The sequence below is a fragment of the Enterococcus sp. M-BR2 genome (assembly GCF_056612775.1).
Window position 1 is genome coordinate 47,437 of sequence record NZ_CM152743.1, and the last position, 14,719, is coordinate 62,155.

The following is a 14,719-nucleotide window of genomic DNA, read 5'->3' on the forward strand; positions in this document are numbered from 1 at the left end:
ATATGCAAGATATGAAAGCGCTACAAAACGGATCGGATATTCGAGGGATTGCATTACCAGTTGAAGGTCATGAAGTCAATTTGACGACAGACAGGGTAGAAAAGATCGGCTGGGGACTAGCAAACTGGCTAAAGAAAAAGAAGAAATCAACTAATCCGACTAAAAAATGGACGATTGGGATTGGTCATGACAGCAGGATCAGCGGACCAGCACTAAAAGAGGCGTTGATCCAAAGTCTGAAAGAACAAGGGATACATGTCATTGATTTCGAATTAGCTACTACGCCAGCTATGTTTATGTCCACTCAATTTGAACAATTCTCATGCGACGCTGCGGTCATGCTGACTGCTAGCCATCTTCCTTATTATTACAACGGAATAAAATTTTTTACCTCAGAAGGAGGAGCAGAAAAAGAAGATATTGCTTATATCCTGTCACAACAGCAAAAAATAAACAGTGAACAAGTAGGAAGTGTGGAAAAAGCAGACCTTTTGATACCTTATGCGCAAGATTTAGTCACAAAAATCAAAAAAGGGATGGGAACACAAGATGACAAACCACTAAAAGGTTGGAAAATCATCGTGGATGCTGGAAATGGTGCTGGAGGATTCTTTGCTGAAAAAGTATTGAATAGCTTAGGCGCTGATACAACAGGATCTCAATTTTTGGAACCAGATGGTCGATTTCCTAATCACATCCCCAACCCTGATAACAAAGAAGCGATGGAAAGTATCAAGCAGGCTGTTTTAGCAAATGAAGCAGATCTTGGGATCATTTTTGACACAGATGTGGATCGTTCAGCTGTGGTCAGTGCTTCTGGAACAGTCATCAATCGAAATAATTTGATCGCAGTATTAAGTACGATCGTATTAAAAGAGCATCCAGAAACAAGGATCGTAACGAATTCGCCTACTTCTTCTCATCTACAAAAATTCATTGAAGAAAAAGGAGGTACCCAAATTCGTTATATTTCCGGCTATCGAAATGTAATCAATAAAGCATTAGAACTTAATCGTCTTGGGAAAGATACACAGCTAGCCATCGAAACAAGCGGACACGCTGCATTCAAGGAAAATTATTTTCTGGATGATGGTGCATATGTCATCGCGAAGATCCTGATGCTTTTGCCAGAATTAAAAAGAAAAGGTATCACATTAGATGAACAAATCAAAGAGTTGAAACAGCCCGTAGAAGTACAAGAAATCCGACTAAAATTGTTCAGCGATGAACCACGCGAACAAGGAAACAAGATATTAGAAGAAATGAAGCGACTGCTGGAAGAAGAAAAAGGGATGAACTTCGACCCGGCAAATGAAGAAGGTATTCGGTATAATCTGCAAGAACCTTATGGAAGCGGTTGGTTTTTGATTCGTTTAAGCTTACATGAGCCGTTGTTAGTATTGCAGATAGAAAATGACGAAAGCGGAAAGAACCAGCTAGTGTTAGAAAAACTAGCAAACTTATTCGGACATTTTTCTGATCTTGGATCATTACCAGCAGAATAAACCAAACTTCTTGAAAGGTAGTTGCTTGGACAACAAAAAAAGTGGTAAGGTTAAACCGAGTGCTGGTAAGGTGGCCAGCAAAAGGAGGAAAAAAATGGTAACGAATATGGTTATTTTTTTAACAGTATTGGTCTATGGGGTCAACTTTCTGGTATATATGTATCTTAAAATCAATCATATAAAAGATTATTTAGAAAAGATTGCTATTTATTTTGGAACGAATATGACCCTGTTGTTCACGAGTGGCATCTTTTTGTTTTTTGGAAAAATAGTAGAAGACGGTATTCTGGTATTTGAATAAGCAGAATTTTTGTAGAAAGCGCCTTACTTGTCATACACTATAACTATAGCAAGTAGCAAATGGTCAATCGAAAGGAGCAGTACAATGAAAAAAGCATACGAAACAGCAATGATTAACCATGGCGGGCGCAATGGAGAAGTCGAGGCACCCAATGGCTCGATGCATATGAAAATCACTCCTCCGGGAATCCATGCAGAAGGAACAAATCCAGAACAATTATTTGCAGCAGGTTATGCTTCTTGTTTCAATGGGGCAGTACAACATATGATCAAAGAAGCAGGAATGACCGCAGAGTCCACAGTAAAAGCACGTGTCTCTCTTTATAATTTAGATGATGGCGGCTATCAGATCGGTGTAGTATTAGAAGTGCATATCGATGGCATCAGCGAAGAAGAAGCCCAAAAAATTGCAGAAGATGCGCATGAATTCTGCCCTTACTCCAAAGCAACTAGAGGAAATATCGATGTAGAAGTAACGATTGTTTAGAAGAATAAAGGAAATCGAACCAGACTAAAAACGTGAAAGGACCGCTTTTTGTCTGGTTTTTTTGACAAACAAAGCAGATGATTTGGAAAATAGACAATTATCGGTTATCATATTTTTGTACCAATCGGTAGGTAAAGAAGAAGCGATGGAAAAAGGATGGAAAAATATCAAAATATTGTGATCGGTTTTGGAAAAGGCGGTAAGACTTTAGCGAAGGCGTTAGCTTCAAAAGGCGAATCGGTTTTAGTTGTTGAAAAGTCAACACGTATGTATGGCGGAACATGTATCAACATCGGCTGTATTCCTTCTAAATCATTGATTTTCAATGGAGAAAGAGGAATCGATTTTACAGAGGCTGTTGCTCGGAAAGAAAAATTGACGGGCATGCTTCGTGCCAAAAATTATCATATGATTAGCGATGAGGCGACTGGGACAGTGATGGACGGCACAGCACGTTTTCTTTCTAACCATCAAATCGAAGTAACGAATAATGGTGAAAAAGTGATTGTTGAAGGCGAACGGATTTTCATCAATACTGGTTCTGAACCAATCATTTTACCAATCAAAGGATTGAATACAAGTCGCTACTTGATTGATTCTACGCAAGCAATGGATCAGGAACAATTACCGGAAAAATTAGTGATCATTGGAGCTGGATATATTGGTCTGGAATTTGCATCAATGTTCAATGAATACGGATCTAAAGTTGTCGTTCTTGATGCCCATCCTGAATTTCTTCCACGTGAAGATGAAGACATTGCACAAATGATTTTAGAAGATTTGACGAATGCAGGGATCGAGTTCCACTTAGGTGTGACTGTTGATGAAGTAGCAGACCAAGAATCAACAGCTGCCGTTACCTTTACAGAAGATGGTCAAAAAGTAACGATTGAAGCATCTAAAGTTTTAGCAGCAACTGGCCGAAAAGCTAATACAGCTTCTCTTGGATTAGAAAATACAGATGTTAAACTGACTGATCGCGGAGCAATCGCTGTAGATGAATACCTTCGTACAGATGCGGAAAACATTTGGGCGATTGGAGACGTCAAAGGCGGACTGCAGTTCACTTATATCTCTTTAGATGATTATCGAATTATCATGGATCAGTTGAAAGGCGAAAATACACGAACAACGAATAACCGGAAAGCTGTGCCTTACAGTGTATTTATCACTCCGACTTTATCTAATGTAGGATTAACAGAAAAACAAGCCAAAGCACAAGGCGTCAATTACAAATTATTCAAGTATATGACAAGCGGTGTTCCTAAAGCACAAGTATTAGAAGATCCTAAAGGGGTATTCAAAGTTTTAGTTGATCCTGAAACTGACTTGATTCTAGGCGCAAGTATCTATGCGGAAGATTCTCATGAAGTCATCAACTTGATTTCGCTAGCTATGAATGGAAAACTTCCTTATACGTTATTGAGAGATCAAATCTATTCTCATCCAACAATGAGTGAAGCTCTAAATGATGTATTAAAATAAATAACGAATGGAGAATTTAGCATGTTCAACAACAAAAATACAGCAGTAGTTCTAACTGACCCGCAAGTCGAGTTCTTGAAACCAGCAGGCGGTGGCTTTGGTTTGACAAAAGATATCTTAGAAAAATACAATACGATCGAAAATATGATCGAAATGGTGAAACAAGCAAAAGAAAAAGGATACAAACTCTTTATTTCTCCTCATTATTTTTATCCACATGACCATAAATGGCAATTTGGCGGTGCAGGAGAACATATGATGCTTGAGCAGCAGATGTTTGCTAGAAAAAGTCAATATGAACCAGTGGAAGAAGGTTCAGGAGCCGATTTTATCGAAGAATTGAAACCATATTTGGATGAAAATACGATCATCAGATCTCCTCATAAAATCTTTGGACCAGAAAGCAACGACTTAGCGCTTCAATTGAGAAAAAATGGAATCGACACAGTAATTCTCGGTGGAATGAACGGAAACTTGTGTAGTGATTCCCATATGCGTGAATTGGTAGAGAGTGGATTCAATGTTGTGGTAGCGACAGATGCAATTGGTGCTCCTGGCCAAGAAGCAATGGATGCAGCGTTGACCAACTTTGGTTTTATTGCAGATCAAGTGATGACAACAGAGGAAGTATTAGAGCAACTATCATAAGATAGGAACTGCTTTTGTCCTCGCAGTTCTTGAATCAATGAACATCTAGCTACAAGAGAACAGTTTTATAGTGAGGACTGTGTCAGATAATTTGGCATAGCCCTTTTTAAACGATTAGGAAGATAAAATGATGAATTTATTGTATAATATAGGACTATGAGAGATGAAAAAGGAGAATATCATTGAAAACAAAGGAAAAGATCTTGGAAGCGACCAAAGATCTTATTTATAAAAAAGGCTATCACGAAACGTCAATCCGGGATATTCTAGCAGCTTCTGATACGGGGAAAGGGCAATTTTATTATTACTTTTCTTCAAAAAAAGAAGTTTGTCTAGCGGTGATCCATGCGCATATGGACATGTGGCAGACAGAGTTGTTTGAAGACATCTTAAATGCTGGAAAACAGCCAGAAGAAGCACTAGAAGAAATGTTGGATTGGATTTTCGCTGATCATGAGGCACAAATCACTTATCATGGCTGTCCTGTGGGGAATTTGATTATTGAGTTGAGTACAGTGGATGAAGAATTCCGTCTATTGCTACTAGAATTAGTCAATCAATGGGTCAAGTATACGAAACAAAATATCTTGGCACTTTCTGAAGAAAAACTGTCCGATGCAGAGGCAGACCGTCAAGCCAAAGCGTTGATTGCTGAAATCCAGGGCAGTATCTTATTGTTGAAAGTCACACAAGATCTATCACTACTTAGACAGAATTTTCAATTGATCAAAGAAAGATTGTTAACTTCGCAAAAGGTTCTTTAATAATTAGAGGTTGTGACAGAAGTGGTCAGCTTCAAGAAATAAGAAGGAATTGACGAAAATTACTTCTCAAATTTTTGTGAAATTTCGGCTTATTTTTCGAAGAAGCTACTTCTGGAACACCGTGAATCAGAGGTTGCGAAAAAGCTGTCCTGCATCAAGTAATAAGAACAGCCAAACAAAAATAGCTTCTCATATTTTTCGTTTGGATGGGCTTATTACCGCAGATGCAAGCTTTTGAACACCGTTTAAGGAAGAGGTTGCGAAATCAGCGGTTTGACCTGAGTATTAGAGAAACAAATGGAAAAATAGTTCCTCATATTTTGCCATTTGTTGAGCTAATACCGAGGGTCAGCTGATTGAACACCGTTTACCCAGAGGTCGGGAACTTGCCGTTTCACTCTGAGTCACAAGGAGTAATTTCAAAAAACAGCTTCTCATATTTGATGGATATTGTGACTTGTGACCGAGGAGTTGGCAGGAGAAAAAAGTTTACTGGAGAGTTTGTCACAACTTTTTTAATTCTCCATTCATTGAAAACGTTTTGTTGGTGTGAACTTCTTGTTGCAGTGTATGATAGATAAAAAGATGGGGGAGGTATTAGGATGTGTGGTCGTTATTTTTTTAATCTAGAGTCGGAGCTCCTTCAGAATTATTATCGAGAAGCCCAGAAGAAACAACCGGAACAGGCAGCAGAATTAGCAGCTGGAGAAATTTTTCCGTCAAATCTTGTTGTGACATTAAGAAAAAAGGAAGAAAACAATCTCACTCCGGAAATCATGAAGTGGGGATTTACCGGATTTAAAAAAGGACAATTGATGATCAATGCCCGAGCAGAGACAATAGAAGAAAAAAAGACCTTTCATCAACCATTTTTGCAAAATCGTTGTGTTTTCCCAATGAGCGGCTTTTATGAGTGGAATGAAGAAAAAGACAAATTTATGTTTTCAAATAAGGAAAAAATAGTGTATATTGGCGGCTTTTATCGTAGCCATCACGATGAAAAAACAGCAGAATCGATCATAATGACTACTGAACCTAATCGCACAGTTGCACCAATCCATGACCGAATGCCGCTTGTCTTGAATGAAGAACAAATCGAACCTTGGGTAACAGATATTTCTTTTGCGCGAAAAATCATTACTCAGCAGATGCCTGAATTAGTAATGGAGAAGGTATAACAGAATCGATTTTTCAAAGAAAGAGCGGCAAAAAACAAAAAAGACTTCAGCACAGATCCCAAAAACAAAGAGAACAGAAGAAATGCTCATAAGCTGCATATACTGCATCTATAGAGTCACATTCGACCTTATAGCTTCTATTTGTTTTTTACTCGTGCTGTGAGTCTTTTTTTTGTTTATACCTAACGATGTTTATCATTACGACTCTTTGAATTCTTGGAATCTAAAATTCAAACTTAACGACTGGTTGGCAGTTGTATATTCCCTGAATTTATAGATAAGAGGTTGCCATTTATCCACATTGATATGAGTTGGATCATGTAAAATCCCTTCTTCTCATCCTTAGTCGTCATCAGCACGACGGGAAATCCGTAATAGAAACTTTTTTCCATTTTTTTAAACATAATCCTCACCTCTGAATATAGTATACTAAGCTTATTCCTCGATGCTCATCGATGTGTGAAAGGATAGAAAAAATGGCTGGATTTCCTGATCTTCAGCAAACGACTAAACTCTTAGCAGATCATTCGCGACTTGAGATCCTTACTTTATTGATGGATGGAAGGTTCCATACTGTACATGAACTAGCAAAGAAAGCAAAAATAAAAGATCACACGGCATCTTATCGTATAAAAAAACTTCATTCTCTTGATTGGGTGATGTCTTATAAACAGGGAGGAAATGTCTATTATCGATTATCATCTCTGGAAATCGCTGATTTGTTAGAAAATCTTATGGTAGTTAGTCCGGTTAAATCGATCAAATCATTTAATGAAAACAAAGAATATAGTGAATTAAAAGCAGGAAGATCTTGTTATCGGCATTTAGCCGGTGTGATAGGTGTAGTTTTTTTCAACTTTCTCCTTCACAACTGTCACTTTTCTTTTTAAATGGCAAAAATTTCAATCTTTAAATGGCGAAAAACAAAGAGCGTGAAACCCTATCCTTATCTCACGCTCTTTGCCTATTTTCTAACAAATCAAGTATTTCTTGAGGAGAATCAATAATTATATCTACACTTTGAAATGATTCAATGTTTTTAGCACCCCATTTAGCTAAACCAAAAGTGACTCCACAAGATTTCGCACTTTGCATGTCATATAATGAATCACCAATGTAAATCGTCTCTTCTTTTTTTATGCCCAATTCATCAATTGCCTTTTGTATGGGGTCCGGAAAAGGTTTATGCAACTTAGTATCTGAAGCTGTAATTTGTATATCAAAATACTGATTTAAATTAAATCGATCAAACTCATTTTTCATTTCTTCTTTTGTTTTAGATGTGACAAGTCCTAATTGAATCCCTTTTACATGCAATGTCTGTAATGTTTCTTCTATATGCGGAAAAACTTGAGCATTGTCTGCTAATAAAAGTACGTTTTCACCCCATTTTGATAAGAGAGTTTCCTCTTCTTCTTCAGTATTTACAAACTTTTTAATAGCTTCTCTTCCAGGAATACCTAAAATATAATGTAATTCTTTAATCGGGATTTCCTTCTCTAATTCTTCACGCAATGTTTTTTGCAGAGAATGTGTCATAACATATTCTGTATCAATAATCGTTCCATCAACATCAAATAATATCGTTTTAATCATAGCTATTCTCCTTTGTGTAGATGATTTTGCTCTTTCCTATTCTAACGGCTAATTCTTCAGGAATTTTTTTATCGGTTATCAAATAATCAATTTCTTCAAACGAGTAGACAAGGTAATTATGTGATAAATTGATTTTTGTATGATCACATAGTAATACGATTTTGTTACTTTTCTCTCTAACTACCTGTTTCATTGCGATGTCTTCTTCATGGGCATAATAGATTCCCTGATTATTTATACCCGCACAACTTAAGAAAGAAATATCAAACCGATACTTAGTTAATTCCCAGATTGGGTATCCACCAGTAACTGAACGGCTTTCTTTATTTAATGTTCCTCCAAGAATCGTAGTAGGGATTGAAGTGGTCTTTAAGAATTGATCGGCAATGTCAATCGAGTTTGTCACAGCCAAGTTTATGTTTCTATTCGCTAAATATTGAGGCAAAAGTGAGATTGTGGTCGACACATCTAAATATACGGTTTGCTTTTCAAGTAATAGTTTACTTGCTTCTTTAGCAATTTGCTTTTTCACTTGAAGTTCTTGATCTGTTCTTCCTAAATATCCATCTATTTTATTAAACGAATTTGCTAAACTGATACCTCCGTAAGTTCTAATCACAAGGTTGTTATCCGCTAGTTTTATTGTATCTCTTCTAGCCGTGTCTCTAGAAGCACCTGTAAGTTGCATAATGTCTTGTAAAGTCAATGATTTTTCTTTTTCCAGTCTTTCCATAATTATCATCAATCTTTTTTGTTGATTCACCTATTCAATCCCCTTCGTAAAAAACGAGTAATTTTAAGTATATAAACATAATAACTTAAAATTACTTAAATGTACACTAGTATATAGTGTAGAGAAAATCAGCTTTTTTTCATTAGAAATAAGTTCCTATTAAGTAACATATAGATTTAGGTATTTATCAGCATAAATTGCATTAGGCGTTTTTTTGACTAATTTACTTTTAGATAATATTATAATCCCACATCGTGACCGATCGGTCACGATGTGGGATATTATAGAAAGTAGGTATGAAATGTCAGAAACGATTATGACGAATTATGAACAGTGGCTAAATATGGCTGAAATGCCAGAGAATAAGCGAAAAATATTAGAAGCTACTATTAGACTTTATTCAAAACAAGGAATATCCAACACTTCAACCAGTCAAATCGCGAAAGAAGCCGGTTTTTCAAAAGCGCTAATTTTTAAGTTTTTTACAAATAAGCATGATTTAACGATGAATTTACTTACACCTATTTTAGATCATATATTACCTGCTTTTACTTCCGATTTTTTTGAAGATCTTGAAAAAAAAGCAGAAGTAAAAGAGATTATTCATTACATCGTTTTTAATCGTTATCAATTTCTAATGGAAAATAAAGAGATTGTCTTAATTTTCTTGTCCGAAATACTAATAAACGAAGAGTTACAACAAGATTTTTTCTCATATATTGATTCCAATAATAAGAATAATTGGACAAGAGAACATTCCCTTTTTTCGAAAATAGATGAAAAAATCACGTTAACGAGCTTGTTCTCAGCGATTGCCAGTCAGATTCTTATGTTGTTTGTTCAATGTCTGATTTTTAATAAAAAAATGACTGAACAGCAACAAAATCAACGTTTAGAAGAAATTGTAGACTTAATTTACAATGGAGTTAAAAATAGAAAGGAATAAAAATAATGTATCTTGCAATAAAAGAAATTTTACACAATAAACTTCGTTACAGCCTTGTCCTAGTTACAGTTTTCCTTATATCGTTTATGGTCTTCTTTATGACAAGCCTAGCAATTGGTTTAGTTCGAGATAACCGAACCGCAGCGGATAACTGGGATTCAACAGGAGTAGTACTCTCAAAATATGCAAATAAGAATCTAACAGCCTCCTTTATTACTGAAGATAACTATAAAGATAAGTTGTCAGATGACGCGGCCCCCCTAGGATATATGTTTGCTGTAACAAATCTAAAAAATGATGATACGACAGTGAATATCTCAATTTTTGCTCAAAATTGGAACAGTTTTATTGCCCCTAAACTTATTGAAGGTCATTATCCTGAAAGTAAGAATGAAGTTATCATTGATCAATCGATGGAAAATTATAATATTAAAATGGGCGATCAGATACAGTTAAATGGAAGTACTGACGAATATAAAGTCGTCGGTATAACGAATGACAGTAAATTTTTTACCGTGCCGGTCATTTATACTGATTTGTCTACCTACTGGAAGTTACAGCATACGGATAAAACAACCAAAACCATTTCAGCAATTGTTCTAAACAATGATGTTGATGTCTCTGGGGAGGGCTTAGTACAAGTAACTGAACAAGATATGATCAGTAATATTCCTGGCTACACACCGGAAGTAAATGTGTTTATGGGAATGATTATAGCTCTGGTAGTTATTACTTGTTTAGTAGTCGGTATTTTCATTTACATTATCATGATTCAAAAACTAGGGCTTTATGGCATTATGCGTGCACAAGGTATTCAATCCAAAACAATTATCTGGTCTCTATTTTGTCAAATATTCGTTTTATCAGGTATGGGTGTTTTAATGGCACTTATTGGCGTATGGGCAGTAAAATTTGTTTTACCGGCAACCCTTTTCTTTTACCCTAGCTGGCTAGCCTATTCACTTCTAGGTTTAGCAATCATTATAATGGCTCTTTTGGGAGGGCTAATCTCGTTGCCTAAGATTTTGAAAATTGATCCTATAGAAGCGATTGGAGAATAAACAATGAATTTAGTAGAAATGAAGAATGTCACCAAGACATATGGAAGTGGACATACATTAACACAAGCTCTATTCCCTACCAATTTTGAATTAAAGGAAGGAGAGTTTACTGCTATTGTTGGTCCTTCAGGATCAGGAAAAACAACTTTCTTGACGACACTAGGAAATTTGCAAACACCAACTAGTGGTCAAATAATTATAAAAAATAAAGAAACAACACAAATGACTGAAAAAGAAAAAACAACTTTGCGTTTTAAGGAATTTGGCTTTATCTTACAAGCATCAAATTTGATTCCATTTTTGAATGTTCAAGAATAGTTAGATTTAATAGATCGTTTAGACAAGCCAAATTCAAAAAAAATGAATCGTGAAGAACTATTAGATCTGCTGGATCTAAACAAGGTATTACGATCTTATCCGAAAGATTTATCCGGTGGAGAGCGACAAAGAGCAGCAATTGCTCGCGCATTATATAATAACCCAAGCATCATATTAGCTGATGAACCCACAGCTAGCCTTGATACAGAACGTGCGCATCAAGTTGTTGATCTACTTGCACGAATTGCTCACGAGTATAATCGAGGTGTGGTTATGATTACCCATGACATGCGTTTACTTGATAAAGTCGACCAAGTTTACACCATGCAAGATGGGAAACTGTCACGTGGAAATGCTTTACAATATAATTGATAATAACGTATGATATTCACATAAAAGTAAAATCCCCTCAATGATGCGTTGATAAGATATAAAACTCCCTAACTACTATATAGGGAGTTTTTATTTGTATATAAGTGCATCTTTTTGTCTTCAGGAAGAAAAAAAGTAATCCCAAAATTGTCGTAGGATTTCCTAGTAAAATAGCAGCAGTGAAGAATAAGTAAAACCTATCCTATATTTATTTGCTTTATATTCATTATTTTGTTTCTATACTGAATGAAGCTCATAAATAGAGTGAACAGAAAATCAGGCGTTTCTGAACAGTCTATTTTTTTATCTTATTTCTATAATTTTGATTCTATTATGTGTTCATAAACCCATATCAAAATCTATGTTCATTTATACCATCGGTATAAAGTTATGTTACAATAAAATTAATGAGGGAGTGATTTTTTTGAAAATAGGATACGCCCGGGTATCTACTGGTTTACAAAATTTGGATTTACAAGAAGACAGCCTAAATAAATTTGGTTGTGAAAAAATTTTTACCGATCATATGAGTGGGGCAAAAAGTAATCGACCAGGATTAGAAATGGCGATTGATTTTGTTCGCTCTGGCGATACACTTGTCGTTTGGCGATTGGATCGATTAGGACGGAATATGGAAGATTTGATTTCAATTGTCAATCGATTGAATGAACGCGGCGTAAGTTTTCGTAGTCTTCAGGAAAATATTACAATGGATAAATCTAGTTCGACTGGTCAGCTAATGTTTCATTTGTTTGCAGCATTCGCAGAATTTGAACGCAACCTGATTTTAGAAAGATCCGCAGCAGGACGAGCAGCAGCTCGAGCAAGAGGGCGATTTGGAGGACGTCCTGAAAAATTAAAAGCACAAGACTTAGAATTATTAAAGACTCTAGTTGATAGTGGAACACCTATTAAAACTATTGCCGAACGTTGGAATGTTTCTCGAACAACGATTTATCGTTATTTAGATAAAATGGAGGGAAAAGATGGAAAAACAAACGCTCACTAGTTTTTCAGAACAGCAAAGAATAGATGCGATGAAAAAATATAAAATTATTGAGCCTTATCTTAATAAACAAAAAACGATAAAAGAAATAGCTATTAAAAATAAAGTACCTACTCGTACACTCTATCGCTGGGTACAAAAATATGAACATGATGGTCTAGTTGGTTTAATTAGGAAGATACGAACTGATTTTGAGCAAATTAGGGTTTCAGAAGAAGTTAGACAAAAAATAGAAGAATTGGTATTGAGACACAAAAAAATAAGTACAAAGACATTATCTCGAAAAATTGTTTCCTATTGTAAAGAGAACAAATTGCCTATCATCGTGCTGATGATATTGGAAAAAATGCAACAGATGAAATATTAAGTGTAAATAAAGTTTTTTATACTGCACCAACTGAAAAGATGTCTCGTGTCAGTTCTGATATTAACACAATAACTAGTAGAATAGGTCTGACTAAAGCAATGCATATGGTACTAAAATACAATCAAGAAGATCCTTCTGTTCCTAAAACCTATGAAGCAATTGATTTAATTATTGTCGATGAAATTGATCGTTTAAAGCTTCAGCATTTAGAACAGCTAAGAGATATTTATGATAGAAATGATCTGGCAATGGTTCTTAACGGTATGCCTGGTATTGAAAAAAGGTTGTCTCGTTATCCGCAACTTTACTCTCGCATAGGATTTGCTCATGAATTTGATAACCTTAGTAAGGATGAAACACATCATATTTTGAAATACAAGTGGTCAGACTTAGGAATTGATATTAAGTTAGAAGATTTTTCTGATTATGAGGCTATCACAACTATCATTAAAATTACAAAAGGAAATTTTAGGCTTATTCATCGTTTATTTGCATAGATTGATCGTATTTTAAGAATCAATCAAATAGATAAGATTACTGTAGAAGTTGTCGAAGCAGCAAGAGATAGTTTAGTGATAGGTATATAAAAAGCTACCAAAAATTGGTAGCTTTTGTCATTTAATACTAAAAATTTTTGCCATTTAAATAGAAAAGTGACATTCACAACAACTATCTTGTGATGGAAAACCATCATGTGGAACTTACAGAAGAAGGCGTTTGTTATTTCAAAGACTTAGGAATAGATATTGACGCACTGAAAAAACAATCTGGAGCACTTGTGAAACCTTGCTTAGATTGGACAGAACGAACATTTCATTTAGGAGGAAATCTCGGGAACGCGTTTTTCCGATGGTGTAAAGAGAAAGAATATATCACATTGAATCCAGAAAACAGAGGTGTTCGCTTAACTGCTGAAGGAAATTTATTTTTCAAGAAATTTAAAGCGAGCCAATAGGAAAGTCGTTTCTAATACAATAAAAAGGTTGTGACAAAAATCTTGTCACAACCTTTTTTCTTATTTCTTGAATGGAGGTGTCCCATACATTTTTGGTGTTACTGGTTCTAATTTTGGTGCAGCGCCTTCGATCTTAGGTTCTTTCAACCATTGATATTCGCCTTCTCCGTCCAGTGCTTTGCCACTAGCCCAAGAACCTTCACTACTTTGGTCTCCCTCTGAGAAGTTATAGAAGTCATAAGCAATGTCTTTTCGTTCTTTGTCACGTGGGAAAGTACTTGGAACTAAGATCGAACCTTCTTTTTCTTCTAATTCTTTCACTGCACATTCCCATAGATTTTGATGATAACTATCTCTTGCAAGGAGAACAGACAGCATATCTTTTACGCCACGATCATCAATCATTTCGTAAATACGTGCTACTTGAAGTCTTCCTTGTGATTCGGCATTTAAATTAGCTCTAAAATCTGCTAACAAGTTGCCACTCGCAATGATATAGGCACCGCTCCATGGATTGCCCACGCTGTCAGCAGGACGAGGTCCTAAGCCAGCTACGATCGCGTGCTGTGGATTCATTCCAGAGATAATGGCACCAATTGTTGGATCTTTTTGCATTGCTGCTTCTTGATCTTCAACAGGCGCACCCTCTAATAAACGAGCAACCATTGTCGCCAACATTTCCACGTGGCCGATTTCTTCTGTTGCAATGTCCATCAGCATATCTTTATATTTTTCTTCTCCTCGGCAGCTCCAACCTTGGAACAGGTACTGCATAGCTACACTCATCTCGCCATATTGGCCGCCGATCAGCTCCTGCAGATATTTCGCGATTAATGGATTCGGACGATCTGGTTTTGCCTCAAACTGCAATTCTTTCTGGTGTCTAAACATCAAAATTCCTCCTAATCTTTTTTTAATACATTCTCATTCTGCTATGAAAAATTAAAAAATTCAAAGAAAACGCTCGCGAATTATATAAAGTGTTGGTATCATTAATA

16 protein-coding genes and 2 pseudogenes are annotated in these 14,719 nt (G+C 35.9%); 15 read left to right on the forward strand and 3 right to left on the reverse strand.

Features of this window, described 5'->3' with window-relative positions:
- Positions 1–2: 2 nt before the first annotated feature.
- From AC1F25_RS00220 to AC1F25_RS00255, 8 genes are all read left to right on the forward strand, one after another.
- Positions 3–1,505, forward strand: a complete 1,503-nt coding sequence (locus AC1F25_RS00220) for a phosphohexomutase domain-containing protein (RefSeq protein WP_002308155.1) — start codon at positions 3–5, stop codon at positions 1,503–1,505.
- A 94-nt stretch (positions 1,506–1,599) separates the two neighbouring features.
- Positions 1,600–1,806, forward strand: a complete 207-nt coding sequence (locus AC1F25_RS00225; RefSeq protein ID WP_002308156.1) for a hypothetical protein — start codon at positions 1,600–1,602, stop codon at positions 1,804–1,806.
- 84 nt (positions 1,807–1,890) lie between these two features.
- Entirely contained in the window at positions 1,891–2,292 is a 402-nt protein-coding gene (locus AC1F25_RS00230) for an organic hydroperoxide resistance protein (protein ID WP_002286825.1), read from the forward strand.
- A gap of 156 nt (positions 2,293–2,448) precedes the next feature.
- Entirely contained in the window at positions 2,449–3,777 is a 1,329-nt protein-coding gene (locus AC1F25_RS00235; protein ID WP_002308157.1) for an FAD-containing oxidoreductase, read from the forward strand.
- A gap of 21 nt (positions 3,778–3,798) precedes the next feature.
- On the forward strand, positions 3,799–4,425 hold the full coding sequence (locus AC1F25_RS00240) for a cysteine hydrolase family protein (RefSeq protein WP_479994154.1): 627 nt from the start codon (positions 3,799–3,801) through the stop codon (positions 4,423–4,425).
- A 182-nt stretch (positions 4,426–4,607) separates the two neighbouring features.
- Complete coding sequence (locus tag AC1F25_RS00245; RefSeq protein ID WP_002308158.1) at positions 4,608–5,189, forward strand: TetR/AcrR family transcriptional regulator; 582 nt, start codon at positions 4,608–4,610, stop codon at positions 5,187–5,189.
- A 602-nt stretch (positions 5,190–5,791) separates the two neighbouring features.
- Entirely contained in the window at positions 5,792–6,367 is a 576-nt protein-coding gene (locus AC1F25_RS00250) for an SOS response-associated peptidase (protein WP_002345376.1), read from the forward strand.
- A gap of 476 nt (positions 6,368–6,843) precedes the next feature.
- Positions 6,844–7,257: an ArsR/SmtB family transcription factor gene (locus tag AC1F25_RS00255; RefSeq protein WP_002334961.1), complete on the forward strand. Its 414-nt coding sequence runs from the start codon at positions 6,844–6,846 to the stop codon at positions 7,255–7,257.
- Positions 7,258–7,318: 61 nt separating this feature from the next.
- Here the strand turns inward: AC1F25_RS00255 and AC1F25_RS00260 are convergent, their stop codons facing one another.
- Both AC1F25_RS00260 and AC1F25_RS00265 read right to left on the reverse strand, forming a co-directional pair.
- Positions 7,319–7,963: an HAD family hydrolase gene (locus tag AC1F25_RS00260; protein ID WP_002345374.1), complete on the reverse strand. Its 645-nt coding sequence runs from the start codon at positions 7,961–7,963 to the stop codon at positions 7,319–7,321.
- Positions 7,956–8,726 carry a DeoR/GlpR family DNA-binding transcription regulator gene (locus AC1F25_RS00265; protein ID WP_002308163.1) on the reverse strand — a complete coding sequence of 257 codons (771 nt, stop codon included), beginning with the start codon at positions 8,724–8,726 and terminating at the stop codon, positions 7,956–7,958. The genes AC1F25_RS00260 and AC1F25_RS00265 overlap by 8 nt, the downstream gene beginning before the upstream one ends.
- 271 nt (positions 8,727–8,997) lie before the next feature.
- Here AC1F25_RS00265 and AC1F25_RS00270 point away from each other — a divergent pair, with 271 nt between their 5' ends.
- From AC1F25_RS00270 to AC1F25_RS00300, 7 genes and pseudogenes are all read left to right on the forward strand, one after another.
- On the forward strand, positions 8,998–9,642 hold the full coding sequence (locus AC1F25_RS00270; RefSeq protein ID WP_002308166.1) for a TetR/AcrR family transcriptional regulator: 645 nt from the start codon (positions 8,998–9,000) through the stop codon (positions 9,640–9,642).
- A gap of 5 nt (positions 9,643–9,647) precedes the next feature.
- Positions 9,648–10,703 carry an ABC transporter permease gene (locus AC1F25_RS00275; RefSeq protein WP_002312036.1) on the forward strand — a complete coding sequence of 352 codons (1,056 nt, stop codon included), beginning with the start codon at positions 9,648–9,650 and terminating at the stop codon, positions 10,701–10,703.
- 3 nt (positions 10,704–10,706) lie between these two features.
- Positions 10,707–11,393: pseudogene (locus AC1F25_RS00280) on the forward strand (ABC transporter ATP-binding protein).
- Positions 11,394–11,817: 424 nt separating this feature from the next.
- Positions 11,818–12,402: a recombinase family protein gene (locus AC1F25_RS00285; protein ID WP_479994155.1), complete on the forward strand. Its 585-nt coding sequence runs from the start codon at positions 11,818–11,820 to the stop codon at positions 12,400–12,402.
- Positions 12,380–12,766 (forward strand): helix-turn-helix domain containing protein, encoded by a 387-nt coding sequence (locus tag AC1F25_RS00290; RefSeq protein ID WP_151668662.1) that lies wholly within the window; start codon positions 12,380–12,382, stop codon positions 12,764–12,766. The genes AC1F25_RS00285 and AC1F25_RS00290 overlap by 23 nt, the downstream gene beginning before the upstream one ends.
- Positions 12,706–13,353 (forward strand): annotated as a pseudogene (locus tag AC1F25_RS00295) (AAA family ATPase); the annotation flags it as partial. The gene AC1F25_RS00290 and the pseudogene AC1F25_RS00295, both read left to right, overlap by 61 nt.
- A 92-nt stretch (positions 13,354–13,445) precedes the next feature.
- Positions 13,446–13,721: a hypothetical protein gene (locus tag AC1F25_RS00300; RefSeq protein ID WP_002308178.1), complete on the forward strand. Its 276-nt coding sequence runs from the start codon at positions 13,446–13,448 to the stop codon at positions 13,719–13,721.
- Positions 13,722–13,781: 60 nt separating this feature from the next.
- Here AC1F25_RS00300 and AC1F25_RS00305 read toward each other — a convergent pair whose 3' ends face one another.
- On the reverse strand, positions 13,782–14,612 hold the full coding sequence (locus AC1F25_RS00305) for a manganese catalase (RefSeq protein ID WP_002286789.1): 831 nt from the start codon (positions 14,610–14,612) through the stop codon (positions 13,782–13,784).
- Positions 14,613–14,719: the final 107 nt, after the last annotated feature.

Coding starts and splice junctions, on each gene's coding strand:
- AC1F25_RS00220 (WP_002308155.1), top strand. CDS start 3: ATGCAAGATATGAAAGCGCTACAAAACGGATCGGATATTCGAGGGATT.
- AC1F25_RS00225 (WP_002308156.1), top strand. CDS start 1,600: ATGGTAACGAATATGGTTATTTTTTTAACAGTATTGGTCTATGGGGTC.
- AC1F25_RS00230 (WP_002286825.1), top strand. CDS start 1,891: ATGAAAAAAGCATACGAAACAGCAATGATTAACCATGGCGGGCGCAAT.
- AC1F25_RS00235 (WP_002308157.1), top strand. CDS start 2,449: ATGGAAAAATATCAAAATATTGTGATCGGTTTTGGAAAAGGCGGTAAG.
- AC1F25_RS00240 (WP_479994154.1), top strand. CDS start 3,799: ATGTTCAACAACAAAAATACAGCAGTAGTTCTAACTGACCCGCAAGTC.
- AC1F25_RS00250 (WP_002345376.1), top strand. CDS start 5,792: ATGTGTGGTCGTTATTTTTTTAATCTAGAGTCGGAGCTCCTTCAGAAT.
- AC1F25_RS00255 (WP_002334961.1), top strand. CDS start 6,844: ATGGCTGGATTTCCTGATCTTCAGCAAACGACTAAACTCTTAGCAGAT.
- AC1F25_RS00260 (WP_002345374.1), bottom strand. CDS start 7,963: ATGATTAAAACGATATTATTTGATGTTGATGGAACGATTATTGATACA.
- AC1F25_RS00270 (WP_002308166.1), top strand. CDS start 8,998: ATGTCAGAAACGATTATGACGAATTATGAACAGTGGCTAAATATGGCT.
- AC1F25_RS00275 (WP_002312036.1), top strand. CDS start 9,648: ATGTATCTTGCAATAAAAGAAATTTTACACAATAAACTTCGTTACAGC.
- AC1F25_RS00290 (WP_151668662.1), top strand. CDS start 12,380: ATGGAAAAACAAACGCTCACTAGTTTTTCAGAACAGCAAAGAATAGAT.
- AC1F25_RS00300 (WP_002308178.1), top strand. CDS start 13,446: ATGGAAAACCATCATGTGGAACTTACAGAAGAAGGCGTTTGTTATTTC.
- AC1F25_RS00305 (WP_002286789.1), bottom strand. CDS start 14,612: ATGTTTAGACACCAGAAAGAATTGCAGTTTGAGGCAAAACCAGATCGT.